This is a genomic window from Pseudomonas vranovensis DSM 16006 (assembly GCF_000425805.1).
GTDB classification, from domain to species: Bacteria; Pseudomonadota; Gammaproteobacteria; order Pseudomonadales; family Pseudomonadaceae; genus Aquipseudomonas; species Aquipseudomonas vranovensis.
The window spans coordinates 115,511-129,685 of record NZ_AUED01000018.1; the positions used below are offsets into that span (position 1 = coordinate 115,511).

General features: G+C 61.1%; 13 protein-coding genes. 4 read left to right on the top strand and 9 right to left on the bottom strand.

What is annotated here, in order from left to right; translation table 11 throughout:
* Both H621_RS0115405 and H621_RS0115410 read right to left on the bottom strand, forming a co-directional pair.
* Positions 1–246, bottom strand: a complete 246-nt coding sequence (locus tag H621_RS0115405) for a DUF4224 domain-containing protein (protein ID WP_028944269.1) — start codon at positions 244–246, stop codon at positions 1–3.
* A 220-nt stretch (positions 247–466) separates the two neighbouring features.
* Complete coding sequence (locus H621_RS0115410; protein WP_028944270.1) at positions 467–1,429, bottom strand: bifunctional GNAT family N-acetyltransferase/nucleoside diphosphate kinase regulator; 963 nt, start codon at positions 1,427–1,429, stop codon at positions 467–469.
* 236 nt (positions 1,430–1,665) lie between these two features.
* Here H621_RS0115410 and H621_RS0115415 point away from each other — a divergent pair, with 236 nt between their 5' ends.
* Complete coding sequence (locus tag H621_RS0115415) at positions 1,666–2,637, top strand: hypothetical protein (RefSeq protein WP_028944271.1); 972 nt, start codon at positions 1,666–1,668, stop codon at positions 2,635–2,637.
* Between the two features lie 195 nt (positions 2,638–2,832).
* Here H621_RS0115415 and H621_RS0115420 read toward each other — a convergent pair whose 3' ends face one another.
* The 7 genes from H621_RS0115420 to glcD all read right to left on the bottom strand — a co-directional run bounded on the left by H621_RS0115420 (position 2,833) and on the right by glcD (position 11,938).
* Positions 2,833–3,417 carry a hypothetical protein gene (locus tag H621_RS0115420; RefSeq protein WP_028944272.1) on the bottom strand — a complete coding sequence of 195 codons (585 nt, stop codon included), beginning with the start codon at positions 3,415–3,417 and terminating at the stop codon, positions 2,833–2,835.
* A 303-nt stretch (positions 3,418–3,720) separates the two neighbouring features.
* A complete protein-coding gene (locus H621_RS0115425) occupies positions 3,721–5,421 on the bottom strand; it encodes an L-lactate permease (protein ID WP_028944273.1) in 1,701 nt (566 codons plus the stop codon).
* A 125-nt stretch (positions 5,422–5,546) separates the two neighbouring features.
* Complete coding sequence (locus H621_RS0115430) at positions 5,547–7,724, bottom strand: malate synthase G (protein WP_028944274.1); 2,178 nt, start codon at positions 7,722–7,724, stop codon at positions 5,547–5,549.
* Positions 7,721–8,143, bottom strand: coding sequence for a heme-binding protein (locus H621_RS0115435; protein WP_028944275.1), 423 nt, complete (start codon positions 8,141–8,143; stop codon positions 7,721–7,723). Before H621_RS0115435 ends, H621_RS0115430 begins: the two co-directional genes overlap by 4 nt.
* A gap of 12 nt (positions 8,144–8,155) precedes the next feature.
* On the bottom strand, positions 8,156–9,373 hold the full coding sequence (gene glcF, locus H621_RS0115440; RefSeq protein ID WP_028944276.1) for a glycolate oxidase subunit GlcF: 1,218 nt from the start codon (positions 9,371–9,373) through the stop codon (positions 8,156–8,158).
* A gap of 1 nt (position 9,374) precedes the next feature.
* Positions 9,375–10,433, bottom strand: coding sequence for a glycolate oxidase subunit GlcE (gene glcE, locus H621_RS0115445; RefSeq protein WP_028944277.1), 1,059 nt, complete (start codon positions 10,431–10,433; stop codon positions 9,375–9,377).
* 5 nt (positions 10,434–10,438) lie between these two features.
* Positions 10,439–11,938 carry a glycolate oxidase subunit GlcD gene (glcD, locus tag H621_RS0115450; RefSeq protein ID WP_028944278.1) on the bottom strand — a complete coding sequence of 500 codons (1,500 nt, stop codon included), beginning with the start codon at positions 11,936–11,938 and terminating at the stop codon, positions 10,439–10,441.
* Positions 11,939–12,190: 252 nt separating this feature from the next.
* Here glcD and glcC point away from each other — a divergent pair, with 252 nt between their 5' ends.
* The 3 genes from glcC to H621_RS0115465 all read left to right on the top strand — a co-directional run bounded on the left by glcC (position 12,191) and on the right by H621_RS0115465 (position 14,173).
* Complete coding sequence (gene glcC, locus H621_RS0115455; protein WP_028944279.1) at positions 12,191–12,964, top strand: transcriptional regulator GlcC; 774 nt, start codon at positions 12,191–12,193, stop codon at positions 12,962–12,964.
* Positions 12,965–13,063: 99 nt separating this feature from the next.
* Complete coding sequence (locus tag H621_RS0115460; protein ID WP_028944280.1) at positions 13,064–13,687, top strand: hypothetical protein; 624 nt, start codon at positions 13,064–13,066, stop codon at positions 13,685–13,687.
* A 63-nt stretch (positions 13,688–13,750) separates the two neighbouring features.
* The gene (locus tag H621_RS0115465) at positions 13,751–14,173 is read left to right on the top strand and encodes a PA0061/PA0062 family lipoprotein (protein WP_028944281.1); all 423 of its coding nucleotides are present in this window, start codon (positions 13,751–13,753) and stop codon (positions 14,171–14,173) included.
* Positions 14,174–14,175 lie beyond the last annotated feature (2 nt).

Genomic DNA, 14,175 nt, shown 5'->3' on the forward strand with positions numbered 1-14,175 from the left:
TCACCTCACCTTCGAAAAATCCGGCGTCCACGCCGGTACGGGTGGCGGGGGTAGCGGTGCCAGGGGCACCACCTCAATGGTGACGCCCAGTTTCATGCGGGCGTACTGGCGTCCTACCAGGGGGCGGCCGCCGCGGCTTTCAACGAAGTGCCAGCCACGATCGTTGAGCCAGCGGCGCTGCCAGCCCCTGGCCTTGTAACCGGTCAGGTCGGCCAGTTCTTCGTCCGAAAGGATCTCCGTTTCCATGGGGTGGTCTCCACGCCGCGCGTGGCGGCAGAGGTGGGGAGGAGTTAGGCGGCTTGTTTTGTCAGGGCGGCCAGCCGTTCGCTTATGCCCGGTCATGAACGGTGAACGGTGAACGGCGCGGCCAGTGGTAGATGGTCTGCATCAGGCACGAAAAACCCGGCCCCGTCCTTGGTTGGGGGATCTTCGCGCCTGATGGACGAACACTGAGTTAAAGGCGCAATTACAGGTGGAAATCGCCCGCGGCCTCCGGCTGGTAAAGCACTTTCCTGATCCCAATCCGGCGTGTCCGGTCGGAAATTCGCCAATCGATGGCGTCCCCCTCCTGATATCCCAGGATAGCGGCGCCGATGTCGGAACATACGGAATACTTCCCGGCACTGTTGTCCGCGTCTTCAGGGTAGACCAGGGCCACTTCGATCTCTTCGTCGTCCAGCTGCAGCAATGCCCTGGAGTTCATCGTGACGACATTGCGCGCCACCTGTTGCGGCTTGACGACAATGGCTCGCTCAAGCTCATGTTCGAGTTCAACAACGGCCTGGCCTTGCTCGAGCGCGATCAGGCTCTCGAGCCTGGCCTTGTCGATTTCAGTGATGTAAATCTCAGTGGAGTCGCCAATGGCACCTTCGCGCAAGAAATGGAGATAGCGCCCCGCCGTCATGGAAAATGACTTCAATGTCGGGGTTTCGCTCTCAAGCAGAAAGCCGCTGCGCAGAAAGGCTTTCAGCGAGCGCGCGTTGTCCGGGTGAATCTTGGCGATGAGCTTCTCGGCCCGCATGTCGAGGAAAGCCAGTTTCATGCCTTCGCGGATCGTGCGGGCGCCAAGGTTTCGGCCCCATTTGTCGCTGTCTCCGATGACCAGGACTATCTCGCAATTGGAGCCGGTCTTGATGAGGCGGACAAAGCCCACCGGGGCGTCATGCCGGTCATAGGCCATGAAGAATCGGCCGCCCCGGTTGAATAGATGAGTCAGGATCGGCAATTGAGTCCGATCGATGACTTGCTCGATGGAGCGGGAGACATGACGCGAATCGCTCAGATAGCAGGTGACGCGCTCATCTTCCAACCAATCCATCAGCGTCAGTGCGTGTGCCCGAGTAATCTCAGGGCACAGCGAAATGAAAGGCTTGTTCATCTTCACCACAGTCATTTGTAAAGGATGAAAGCCCTTCATGGCTATGGCCATGACGGTTCTTTCGGCAACCGGCCATAGTAAGACAAAACGTGAGTGATGCCGAACAGGTTGCGTACCTTTCCTCCAGGTAGCATTGCTAATGGGCTGTGCGCAAAAGCTGACGTTGCAAGCACGTATTGATCAGTTCGCCACTGGGGGAAAATGTATCGCTCTGCGTTGATGGCATCTGGCCATCCGGCGGGGTATTCTCCTTCCTTAACGTTCATCGCAACAATTAAGGACATTGCATGCGCAAGCTGTTTCAAGTCTGGCTCGGTCTCACCCTCATATCGATGGTCTTTTATCTCCCATTCTACGTGTTCTCCAACAATGCTCTGGATGCCGTTGAAGAAGTCACGCCCGATGATCTCATTCCTCTCACGGGCACTCGTCTGGAGGACCCGGAGCGTAAGCACAACCTGTTGGTCGCCACGGGAATAGACACGTCCATGACGCTTGAGGATGCCTTGGAGGACAACAAAAGTTTGTCCAACGTGAGTATCCAGTACGCGAAAGGTGCCGAGGTTCAGCAGGCGGAGATGGCCAGCGGGTTCAAAATCGTCGAGGCCACGGCGGACATCGGCAATGACCGGCAGATGCAGATCATGTTCACGGTCATGCCGAAGCGGTTTCTGAAGAGTAATGCGATGGTGAACGGGTTTCTGGGCATCAAGATCACTGACGGCAAACATTCCTTCGACATGATCGATGGCGTTGATGACGAACTGTACCTTTGGGCGCTGTTCGATAAATCCGGTAAGCATGCGCCTGAGTCGATCAAGCGCATGAGCCGTCAGTTTGATGTTCTCGTCGGTCGGACCCTCGAGCATGAACAGGCGCGAGCGCGTGACCTAAACCCACCAGCAGTTATGTCACAGCCGGCTCAATCGCAGTCTGCGGTCGAGTACTTCGAGGACCCCCTGAGCAACACTGGAGCGGGATCACCAGCCACGACTCAAGCGTCGCCCGCGGCAGAGGCTGGCAGCCGCACCCGAGCAGGCAACCCAGGCACTGGCAAGATCATTATTTTCCAGTTTGAAGGGCAGCCAGCGTACTGTGCCGACGAGGGGGAAGACGGTGTCAATTGCCGCGGAGACAGTTCGGCGTTTATCGGGTCGGGAAGCTATCAGGATTTCATGGATCCGGGCAGCGCAATCTGCATTGCCGGCGAACCGGATTGCAAGCTGCCGGATTACTTCCCGGCAGATGTTCGCGGGTAGTGATCCCGGGGCGGTTATTGCTGCCTTCGAGCCATGTGATGGGGTGATTGGAAGTCAGTGGCTGAGCGCGCGAGTCGCCACCGAGAGGGTTCCACATGGGCAAAACAAGACCCCGGCCTGAGCCGGGGTCTTTGCTGTTGAGCGGTCATCAGGTTCGAGGCGCTGATTTGCCGAGCCGCAGGCGCATAATCATGATCATGCAACTGTCCATGACTTCAGAATATTTTCTTTAAGCTGCAGATAAACAAGTGAAGTACTCCCAGCCCAGATGGGGCCGCGGAAGTCTTGGTGAAGAAATGAGGATTTAGCAAATTGGGTCAGCCATTTTGGATTCAACTTCCCCTTGTGCGACCTGGGTAGATCACCTGCATTGACCATCCTGTTCGGATTGCCTGTGACTTTTGGATAAAATCCCATTTTTATATAGAAGCCTTCACTCCCGGGAAGAGGCGAAAGCAACGTAGTCTGTACATTTTGCTCATGGCCGAATTTCATGGCTGCATAAACTAAAAGCTGGCCTAGCCCAACATGGGGATTTGGCTTCTTTATAGTCGGATTATTTTCATTGCCCTCGACGTAAATGGCGGAGATCATCAGGTAATCACGACCCTCCGGCTCCCTGTAAATAGAGCAGCGACCATACGCCAATTCCTCGTGCCTGGGCGTAATCAGTGAAAGGTTCACTGCGTGTTGTTCATCTTCAGAGGGAAGTGTTATGTCCTCGTCCACTATCAGTGTCAAGGGATTATCGCGCTGTGGGTTTATTTCAATGAAACGCATGGCAGCACCATTATGATCGGATGTATGGGGTCAGGAAATTCACGCCAGACGTCCGTTGTCAGCAGTGTGAGCCGATAGTTGAAATCTTGATATTTAGAGGGCTTGGCATTCGTGTAAAGAATACGGCTGCAGCTACCTAACACGTCGGCAACGTACCCACTTTGGGTGAGGGTTACAAATAAGCAATTAATACATCTCTTTGCAAATCAGAAGCCTATAAGCGTCGGCGTAATACTGGCGTTGCGCCATTCCGTAACGTAGCAAGGTGAAACTGCCCGCCAATCGGCGGGCAGCGGGCAGGCCTCAAGACCCCATGTGCAACGGATCACTGATACCCAGCAGGTAGAAACCAATCATGCCAATGCTCCCCGCCAGCACGATGTAATACAGGGTCGGCAGCATGGTCTTGCGCAGCGTGATCCCTTCACGCCCGAGCAGGCCGACGGTGGCCGACGCAGCCACCACGTTGTGAATCGCAATCATGTTCCCGGCGGCAGCACCCACGGATTGCAACGCCACCATCAGTGCGCCTGAGATCCCCAGCAACTCCGCAGTATTGAACTGGAACTGCGCCAGCATCAGGTTGGACACGGTATTGGAGCCGGCAATAAAGGCCCCCAGTGCGCCCACCGAAGGGGCGAAGATCGGGTACACGCCACCGACGCTGTCGGCGACCAGGCGCGCCATGGCCACTGGCATCGATACCAGGTCCGAGGCGTTGACCCCGGAGTTGATCAGGATGCGCACCATCGGAATGGTGAAGATCAACACGAAGCCTGCGCCGAGCAGGGTCTTGCTCGATTCGTTCACGGCCGCCATCAACTCGCGTGCGCGCATGCGGTGCAGGAAAAAGGTCATCAACGAAACCACGCAGAGCAGGCCGCCTGGCAGGTAGAGCAACTCCAGGCTGGCCGATACGCCTGTCTCACCGAGGATGTCCTTCGCGCCAAAGCTCAGCGACAACATCCAGGCCTTCAGTTGCGGGATGTTGCGCGACAACACCAGCAGCACGGCGAGCAGCACATAGGGCGCCCAGGCCAGTGGCACGGAAATCGACTTCTTGCCGGCCATGTCATCGAGTTTCATCTCGATCTTGCCCATCCACTCTGCGGGCCACTCGCTGGCCGGGGCAAAGTCCCAGGTGCCCTTGGGCAGCAGGAAGCCGGCCTTGGCCGCCGGGATCACGATGCTCAGGCCTACCAGGGCACCAATCATCGAGGGGAATTCCGGGCCGAGGAATACGCCGGCGGCGGCGTAGGGAATAACGAAGGCGAGGCCGGTGAAGATCGCAAACGGCGCCATTTCCAGGCCTTCGCGCCAGGATTGGTTCTTGCCGAAGAAGCGGGTCATGATGCTGACCATGATCAGCGGCATGAGGATGCCACACAGGGCATGGATGATCGCCACCCGCGAGAAGATCAGGTGGAAGAACACCTCCCAGTTGCTGCCAACGGCAGCCAGTTGGGTGCCGATGCCGGTCTGGTCAAGGCCCCCGGCCACGCCGACCACCATGGGTGCGCCGACCGCTCCAAACGAGACCGGCGTCGACTGCACCAGCATGCCGAGTACCACGGCGGCCATGGCCGGAAAGCCCAGGGCAACCATCAACGGCGCGACCACCGCGGCAGGGGTGCCGAAGCCGGACGCGCCCTCGATGAAGCAGCCGAACAGCCAGGCCACGATCAGCGCCTGAACCCGGCGGTCAGGGCTGATGTTGGCAAAGCCGCGGCGAATGGCGCTGATGCCGCCAGAGTGCTTGAGGGTGTTGAGCAGCAGAATGGCACCGAAGACGATCCACAGGATCGCCGCGGTGAGGATAAGGCCCTGCAAAGTGGAAGCCAGGACCCGATTGAACGACATGTCCCAGGCCAGCAGGCCGATCAGTGCCGTGAGCAGGAAGACAACCGGCATGGCGTATTTGGCTGGCCAGCGAAAGCCGACCAGCAATATGCCTGCCAGTACCAGCGGCACGAATGCCAGGATCGAAAGCAACGTCTGACTCATGGTTTGGTTCCTTTTTATTGTTGTGAACCACAGTTTTCCGGGGGTATCCCGTACCACGTATCGAGAGCACCTGTGCCCTGCGACCCGCGCCGACCGGGATCACCAGTCGGCGCGTCATGCTTCGTTCAGCCCTGTTGCTTGAAGCGCAGGCGCCAGGCGTGCAACAACGGCTCGGTATAGCCGCTGGGTTGCTCGCGGCCCTTGAACACCAGGTCGCAGGCCGCCTGGAACGCCATGGACCCCGCGTAGTCGCCAGCCATCGGCCGGTACAACGGATCGCCCGCGTTCTGCTGGTCGACCACCTTGGCCATACGTTCCAGGCTGGCGCGTACCTGCGCCTCGTCGATGACCTTGTGGTGCAACCAGTTGGCGATGTGCTGGCTGGAGATGCGCAAGGTCGCGCGATCTTCCATCAGGCCGACGTTGTGGATGTCCGGCACCTTGGAGCAGCCGACGCCTTGCTCGACCCAGCGCACCACATAACCGAGGATGCCCTGGCAGTTGTTGTCCAGTTCTTCCTGGATCTGGCTGGCGCTCCAGTTCGGCTGGGCGGCCACCGGTACGCTGAGCAGGCCATCGAGCAGATCGTTGCGCTGGCTGTTCAGGTCGACGGCCTCCAGCTCGCGCTGCACCGCCTGCACATCCACCTGGTGGTAGTGCAGGGCATGCAAAGTGGCAGCGGTGGGCGAGGGGATCCAGGCGGTATTGGCGCCGGCCCTGGGGTGGGCGATCTTTTGTTCGAGCATGGCGGCCATCAGGTCGGGCATGGCCCACATGCCCTTGCCGATCTGCGCCCGGCCACGCAGGCCGCAGTTCAGGCCAACCAGTACGTTGTTGCGCTCGTAGGCCTGGATCCAGGCGCTGCTTTTCATGTCGCCCTTGCGCAGCATGGCGCCGGCTTGCATGGCGGTGTGCATCTCGTCGCCGGTGCGGTCGAGAAAACCGGTGTTGATGAAGGCTACGCGGGCACTGGCGCTGGCGATGCACGCCTTGAGGTTGATACTGGTGCGGCGCTCCTCGTCCATGATGCCCATTTTCAGGGTGTGACGCGGCAGTTGCAGCACGTCCTCGATACGCGCGAACAGCTGGTCGGCAAAGGCTACTTCGGCCGGGCCGTGCATCTTCGGCTTGACGATGTAGACGCTGCCGGTACGCGAATTGCCCTGGCGCTTGAGGTCATGCAGGGCGATCAAGCTGGTCATCACCCCGTCGAGGATGCCTTCGGGAATCTCGCGGCCTTCGCCGTCGAGAATTGCCGGGTTGCTCATCAGGTGGCCGACGTTGCGCACAAACAGCAGTGAGCGGCCGTGCAGTTTCAACGCGCCGCCGCTGGCAGCGGTGTACTCGCGATCCGGGTTGAGACGGCGGACGATTTGCTTGCCGCCCTTTTCCAGTGCTTCGCTGAGATCGCCTTTCATCAGGCCGAGCCAGTTGCGGTAGATCACCACCTTGTCGTCGGCATCGACCGCCGCAACGGAGTCTTCACAGTCGAGAATGGTCGACAGTGCAGACTCGATCAGCAGGTCCTTGATCCCAGCGGCATCGGTGGCGCCGATCTGGCTGCTGGCATCGATCTGGATCTCTACATGCAGGCCGTTGTTCTTCAGCAGCACCGCTGTTGGCGCATTGGCCTGGCCTTGGTAGCCGACGAATTTGTCGGCCTGGGCCAGGCCGGCCTGGGTGCCGTTGGCCAGGGTCACCTGGAGCTGCCCGTCGCTCACCCGGTAATTGACTGCGTCGACATGCGAGCCGCTGGCCAGCGGCGCGGCCTGGTCGAGGAAGGCGCGGGCGAAGGCGACGACCTTGTCGCCACGCACCGGGTTGTAGCTCGGCCCCTTCTGCGCACCCCCGTCCTGCGCAATGGCATCGGTGCCATACAGTGCATCGTACAAAGAACCCCAGCGTGCATTGGCGGCGTTCAGCGCGTAGCGGGCGTTCATCACCGGCACTACCAGCTGCGGGCCGGCCTGGTGGGTAATCTCGCTGTCGACATTGGCGGTGCTGGCCTGCACGCTGTCTGGCTGCGGCAGCAGGTAGCCGATGGATTCGAGGAAGGTGCGGTAGGCCGCTATATCGCTCACCGGGCCTGGGTGCTCGCGGTGCCAGGTGTCCAGCTTTGCCTGCAGCGCGTCACGTTCGGCCAGCAGGGCGCGATTGCGCGGTGCCAGGTCATGCACCAGGGTGTCGAAGCCGGCCCAGAACGCCTCGCGCTGGATGCCGCTGCCCGGCAGCACTTCCTCGTCGACGAAACGTTGCAGATTGGACGCCACTTGCAGGCGGTGGCAGTTCACGCGGTCAGTCATTTTCCACTCTCCAGAAAACAGTTAAGGGCGGCGACGCCAGCCTTGGCCACTTGTGCGTCTTGATCGGCCTTGACCCCGGAAACGCCCACCGCGCCGATGGCCTGGCCATCGACAATCACCGGCACACCGCCTTCCAGGGAGGTCAGCAGCGGGGCAGACAGAAACGCGCTGCGCCCGCCATTGACCATGTCTTCATAACCTTTGGTTTCGCGACGCCCGATGGCGGCGCTGCGTGCCTTCTCGCTGGCAATGTAGGCAGAGATAGGCGCGCAACCGTCAAGGCGTTCCAGGGCCAGCGGATGGCCGCCGTCGTCGACCACGCTGATGGTCACCGCCCACTGGTTTTTCTCGGCCTCGCTGCGGGCGGCGGCGAGAATCTTGCTCACTTCGGTCTGGCTCAGTACGGCTTTGCTAAGCATGGTGTTCTCCGATTAATGCAGGGCTTCTTCGACGAGTTCGATCCAGTGCCGCACGGGGGTACGGCCGGCGCCGTCGAGGTGGGTCTGGCAGCCGATGTTGGCGGTGACGATCACCTGTGGCTTGCCGCTTTCCAGGGCATTGAGCTTGTTGTCGCGCAGTTGCCTGGACAGCGCCGGCTGGGTCAGCGAATAGGTACCGGCCGAGCCACAACACAGGTGGCTGTCGGGTACCGTCGTCAGCGCAAAACCCAGGCGAACGAGCACACTTTCTACCGCGCCGCCGAGCTTCTGCGCGTGCTGCAGGGTGCAGGGGCAATGGAACGCCAGGCGCTTGTCGGTGCGTACGCCGAGCTGCTCCAGGGGTTCGACGCTGAGCACCTCGACCAGGTCCTTGGCCAGGGTGCTGACGCGCTTGGCCTTCTCGGCATAGGCCGGGTCATGCGCCAGCAGGTGGCCATAATCTTTGACGAAGGCGCCGCAACCGCTGGCGGTTTGCACAATGGCTTCGGCGCCCAGTTCGATGGCGGGCCACCAGGCATCGATGTTCTGCCTGGCGCGCTGCAAGCCTTGCTCCTGGGCATTGAGGTGGTAGTCCACGGCACCGCAGCAACCGGCCTCATGGATCGGCGTGACGCTGATACCCAGGCGATCGAGCACCCGCGCCGTGGCAGCGTTGGTATTGGGTGCCAGGCCAGGCTGCACACAGCCCTCTAGCATCAGCACACGGCGTGCATGCCGGGGGGCGGGGCGAGGCTTGGCGACACCCGCCGTGCGCGGCAATTTGGCTTTGAGGCTGGCGGGGAGCAGTGGCCGGAACACCTGGCCGACCTGGGTCAGCCCTTTGAACAGGCCAGCATGCGGTACCACGGCACGCAGGCTTTCACGCAGTGCCCGTTGCGCCAGCGGGCGGGGCACGGCGGCGTCGACGACGGCGCGGCCGATATCCAGCAAATTGTGGTATTGCACGCCCGACGGGCAGGTGGACTCACAGTTGCGGCAGCTCAGGCAACGGTCCAGGTGCAGTTGGGTCTTGGCGGTGACCTCGTTGCCTTCCAGCACTTGCTTGATCAGGTAGATGCGCCCGCGTGGACCGTCGAGTTCGTCGCCAATCAATTGGTAGGTCGGGCAGGTGGCGTTGCAGAAACCGCAATGCACACAGCTGCGCAGGATTCGTTCGGCTTCTTCGGCACGCGGCAGTTGCTTGGCCTGTTCACTCAAATGGGTCTGCACGTTACACCTCGGAATACAGGCGGCCAGGGTTGAAGATGCCCTGGGGGTCGAGCTGGGCCTTCAGCTGCTGGTGGTAGCGCAGCAATGGCGGGGAGAGCGGATGGAACGGGCTGTCGCAGTGCCCGGCGGTGAAGCAGGTGGCATGACCGCCGACCTCGGTGGCGAGCTGGCGGATCAGCGCGGCATCGGCATCGGACTTCAGCCAGCGCTGCGCGCCGCCCCAGTCGATCAGTTGGTCGCCGGGCAGTGCCAGCACGTCGGTGCTGGTCGGTACCGACAGGCGCCACAGCGGTCCCGGGGTCGCGAAAAAAACCAGGCGCTGCTCACGCAGGTCGTCCCAGTACGCGGGCTTGATCAGTTCGCCGCCAAGACGTTCGCGGGCAGCCATTACCGAGCCTTCGCCACCTTCCAGGCGCAGGTGCAACGCACCACCATCATGACTGGCGGCGCTCAGCGGAATGGGCTGCTGGCCCCACTCGGCGAGCTTGCGCAGCGCCAGGGCAGCGTCCATTTCCAGGCGAAGGCTGAGGCACTGGCGCGGCTTGGGCAACACTTTGAGCGACACTTCGGTAATCACCCCCAGGCAGCCAAAGCTGCCGGCCAGCAAACGCGACAGGTCATAGCCGGCAACATTTTTCATTACCTCGCCACCAAAACGCAGGTGCTTGCCGGTGCCGGTGATCAAGCGGGTACCCAGGACCAGGTCGCGAACCGCGCCGGACCACGGCCGCCGCGGGCCTGACAGGCCTGTAGCGAGCATTCCGCCGACGGTCGCGGCGTCGCCATGGCGCGCAGGCTCGCACGTGAGCATCTGCCCGGCTGCGTCCAGCGCAGCTTCCAGCTCCGCCAGCGGCGTGCCCGCTCGGGCTGTGATCACCAGTTCGGTCGGGTCGTAGCTGACGATGCCACGGTGGGCACGGGTATCGAGCACTTCGCCTTCAACGTTACGGCCGAGAAACGCCTTGCTGTTGCCACCCTGGATGCGCAAGGCAGTCGAGCTGTTGAGGGCGTGATTGACGTGTTCCAGCAGCGCCGCGCTGGCGTCGCCGTCATGCTGCATAACCATTAGAAACGCTCCAGCTCGGGAAAAGGCAACTTGCCGTGATGGACATGCATGGCACCGAATTCGGCGCAGCGGTGCAGGGTGGGGATGTTCTTGCCGGGGTTGAGCAGGCCCTTGGGATCGAAAGCCGCTTTCACTGCGTGGAACAGGCTCAGCTCGTCGCTGTTGAACTGGGCACACATTTGGTTGATCTTCTCGCGACCCACGCCGTGCTCGCCGGTGATGCTGCCGCCGACCTTGACGCAGAGTTCGAGGATCTTGCCGCCCAGGGCCTCGGCACGCTCCAGTTCACCGGGCTGGTTGGCATCGAACAGAATCAGCGGGTGCATGTTGCCGTCACCGGCGTGGAATACGTTGGCCACCCGCAAGCCGAAGGCCTCGGACAGTTCACTGATGCCCCTGAGGACGCCGGGCAGCTCGCGACGCGGGATGGTGCCGTCCATGCAGTAGTAGTCTGGCGAAATACGCCCGACAGCCGGGAAGGCGTTTTTGCGTCCGGCCCAGAACTTGACGCGCTCGACCTCATCGCGGGCCATGCGCACCTCGGTGGCTCCGGCCTGGGCCAACACCGCACTGACACGCTCGCACTCGTCGTGCACATCGGCTTCCACACCGTCGAGCTCGCACAACAGGATGGCTTCGGCATCCACCGGGTAACCGGCGTGGATAAAGTCTTCGGCGGCGCGAATTGCCAGGTTGTCCATCATTTCCAGGCCACCAGGAATGATGCCGGCGGCAATGATTTCTCCGACCGCACGCCCGGCTTTTTCCACGGAGTCGAAGCTGGCCAGCAACACCTTGGCCACCTGCGGCTTGGGCAGGAGCTTGACCGTGACTTCGGTGATGATCCCCAGCATGCCTTCGGAGCCGGTGAACAAGGCGAGCAGGTCGAAGCCGGGCGAATCCAGGGCATCGCTGCCCAGGGTCATGCGTTCACCTTCAACGGTGAGAATGTCCACCTTGAGCAGGTTGTGTACGGTCAGGCCGTATTTCAGGCAGTGCACGCCGCCGGCGTTCTCGGCGACGTTGCCGCCGATCGAACAGGCGATTTGCGAGGAGGGGTCCGGTGCGTAATACAGGTCGTAAGGCGCAGCTGCCTGAGAGATCGCCACGTTGCGAACGCCCGGTTGGACGCGGGCAAAACGCCCCTCAGGGTTGACCTCAAGGATGTGCTTGAATCGAGCCATCACCAGGAGAACGCCCTGGACCACCGGCAGCGCGCCACCTGACAAGCCCGTCCCGGCCCCGCGCGCCACCACGGGTACATTGCGCTGATAACAGAGTTGGAGCAGGCGCTCGACCTGCTCGATGCGCTCAGGCAACACCACCAGCATCGGTGTGGTGGTGTAGGCAGAGAGCCCGTCGCATTCGTAGGGTTTGAGATCTTCCTGGGTGTGCAGCACTTCCATGTCCGGAAGCTGAGCACGCAGTTCAGCCAGAAGGGCAGGCTTGTCGACCTTGGGCAGCGCCCCATCGACGCGCTCGTCGTACAAAATACTCATGGCAGGTTCTCGCTTGAAGTCGTTCTTGTGTGCAGTACCGGTAGCGAGCCGATCCGCTTGTTATGGGGCTATGTGTAGAGCCTTGCACGCGTGCCGTCTATCGCCTCATCTACTGGTATGACCAGTTTGTTCCAGCGGGGGCGCGGGCAGTTTCTGCCTGGAGGCTTATAAATAGCGGGTGCTGCAGCTATAGTGCGAGGCACAAGAACGACCTATTGAAACTGGTACTACCAGTTGACCGAGGCGCCCCGCATGCATGAAGAAACAGTTGGTAATCGTCGCCAGGTCAGTGATGTAGTGGCCGAGCGGATCGAGCGATTGATCGTCGATGGCGTACTCAAGGTCGGCCAGGCGCTGCCTTCGGAGCGTCGCCTGTGCGAAAAACTGGGGATCTCCCGCTCGGCCCTGCGCGAGGGGCTGAAGGTGCTGCGCGGGCGCGGCATCATCGAGACGGCCCAGGGCCGCGATTCGCGGGTGGCCACGCTGAACGGGCCGCGTGATTCCAGTCCGCTGATGCACCTGTTCAACTCACAGCCGCGCACCCTCTTTGACCTGTTGGAAGTGCGCGTACTGCTGGAAGCCGAATCGGCACGCCTGGCTGCCTTGCGCGGCACAGACGCGGATTTCGTCCTGCTGACCCGGCGCTATGAAGAAATGCTCGCCGCCCACAGCCAGGCAGAAGCAGTCGAACCGCACGAACATGCCCGTCTCGATCACGCCTTCCACCTGGCGATCTGCGAGGCCTCGCACAACCCGGTGTTGCTGCACACCCTGCAGTCATTGACCGACCTGATGCTCAGCACTGTGTTTGCCTCGGTCAACAACCTCTACCACCGGCCGGTACAAAAACGCCAGATCGACCGCCAGCATGCCCGTCTGTACCACGCGGTCATCGAGCGTCTCCCAGAGCAAGCCCAGCGCGCCGCGCGCGAACACATCAACGGCATTCGCGACAACCTCAAGGAAATCGAACTGGAGGAGCAGCGCCTCGTGCGCGCAACCATGCGCCTTGAAGGCTGGGCTTAGGCGCTGCGTATTGATCCAGCAGCCGCAGGTCGTTTGCAGTAGGATGGGGGCATTGTGCTATTAGCCCGGAAGGGGAACAGGTTGAAAGGAACTCAGGTGATGTTCAGGGCGCTGGCAGTCGTCGGTGTTTGTTCGGCCATGCTCCAGCCCGCCACTGCAAGCACTGACAAACTGAGGGTGTTGGCTGCCCATCGCTGGTACACAGAGGCCTATGTGCGGGACTACATGGCTAGAAATCATCCTACCCTCACCGATGCTTTCCATAAGTCGATCGCCTATGCCTACGCCGCCGATGCCCCTGTCTCGCTGGCAGCGCCCTACACCTATCGAGCCAACCCGATGTCGAGTCGTCGCAATGCGTTTTTTTTGTGGAGCGCCGAGGATGCAGGAAAAAACCTGAATGCCGAGATTGACGATCAGTGTGTCTTGCTCATTTCGAAGTCGCTTTCGTCGTTGAAGTTCCAGGTATCGCAGGTGCTCGTCAAAGAGAGAGTGAGTGCCGTTACCAAGAACGCTGTCATTACAGCGATAAAGACAGGTGAACTGGCGGGTGCCCCGCTTGACCTGAGCCCCTACAAGACCCGGCCCATTTCGTTGATCCCGCCGGAGGGCAACGGCAGGCTTCTGTGTAATGTCTACACGTCAACGATGAGACGCAAAGGCTTGACCTACGAGTTTTCCGTTGTGCTCACTGCGCCGGGTTTCTATGCCCGACCTCGATAGCTGGCGCCGCCAACAGACCCGGTCGGCGCTATCCTGAATCAATAACCCCTTGGGGTATTTGTCATGAGCAGGATGATGCTGTTACTCGCCGTCAGTGTCGTTGCCGGCTGCCAGGCCCCGATGCCAGTGGCTGACCCACAGATGGCCTGGGTCGACTTCTCTACACCTTTTCCCAACGACAGGTTGCTGCTGGCCGAGCGCCTGGACAAGCAGCGCCTGCGTGACGGGCGCTTTTTCCAAGTCAGCCCTGGCAGTCATGAGTTGATCGTTCGGTTCGACTTCGAGGTGGCCGGGGGCGGGGGCATGGGCATGATGGGCGGGCCCTCGGTGCGCGTTTGTTACCTGACCCTCAATTACCAGCATTTCCAGGCAGGCCAACGCTATGTCCTCGAGGGGCGCTCGATTGCCTTCACCCCCGAGGCCCGCTTGTACAACGCCAAGCGCGAGATTGTCTCAGAGCTCAGCGATTTCTATTGCCTCATGTGAGG

Excerpts from the sequence above, each read along its gene's own strand:
- H621_RS0115405 (WP_028944269.1), bottom strand. The coding sequence starts at position 246 with ATGGAAACGGAGATCCTTTCGGACGAAGAACTGGCCGACCTGACCGGT.
- H621_RS0115410 (WP_028944270.1), bottom strand. The coding sequence starts at position 1,429 with ATGGCCATAGCCATGAAGGGCTTTCATCCTTTACAAATGACTGTGGTG.
- H621_RS0115415 (WP_028944271.1), top strand. The coding sequence starts at position 1,666 with ATGCGCAAGCTGTTTCAAGTCTGGCTCGGTCTCACCCTCATATCGATG.
- H621_RS0115420 (WP_028944272.1), bottom strand. The coding sequence starts at position 3,417 with ATGCGTTTCATTGAAATAAACCCACAGCGCGATAATCCCTTGACACTG.
- H621_RS0115425 (WP_028944273.1), bottom strand. The coding sequence starts at position 5,421 with ATGAGTCAGACGTTGCTTTCGATCCTGGCATTCGTGCCGCTGGTACTG.
- H621_RS0115430 (WP_028944274.1), bottom strand. The coding sequence starts at position 7,724 with ATGACTGACCGCGTGAACTGCCACCGCCTGCAAGTGGCGTCCAATCTG.
- H621_RS0115435 (WP_028944275.1), bottom strand. The coding sequence starts at position 8,143 with ATGCTTAGCAAAGCCGTACTGAGCCAGACCGAAGTGAGCAAGATTCTC.
- glcE (WP_028944277.1), bottom strand. The coding sequence starts at position 10,433 with ATGCAGCATGACGGCGACGCCAGCGCGGCGCTGCTGGAACACGTCAAT.
- glcD (WP_028944278.1), bottom strand. The coding sequence starts at position 11,938 with ATGAGTATTTTGTACGACGAGCGCGTCGATGGGGCGCTGCCCAAGGTC.
- glcC (WP_028944279.1), top strand. The coding sequence starts at position 12,191 with ATGCATGAAGAAACAGTTGGTAATCGTCGCCAGGTCAGTGATGTAGTG.
- H621_RS0115460 (WP_028944280.1), top strand. The coding sequence starts at position 13,064 with ATGTTCAGGGCGCTGGCAGTCGTCGGTGTTTGTTCGGCCATGCTCCAG.
- H621_RS0115465 (WP_028944281.1), top strand. The coding sequence starts at position 13,751 with ATGAGCAGGATGATGCTGTTACTCGCCGTCAGTGTCGTTGCCGGCTGC.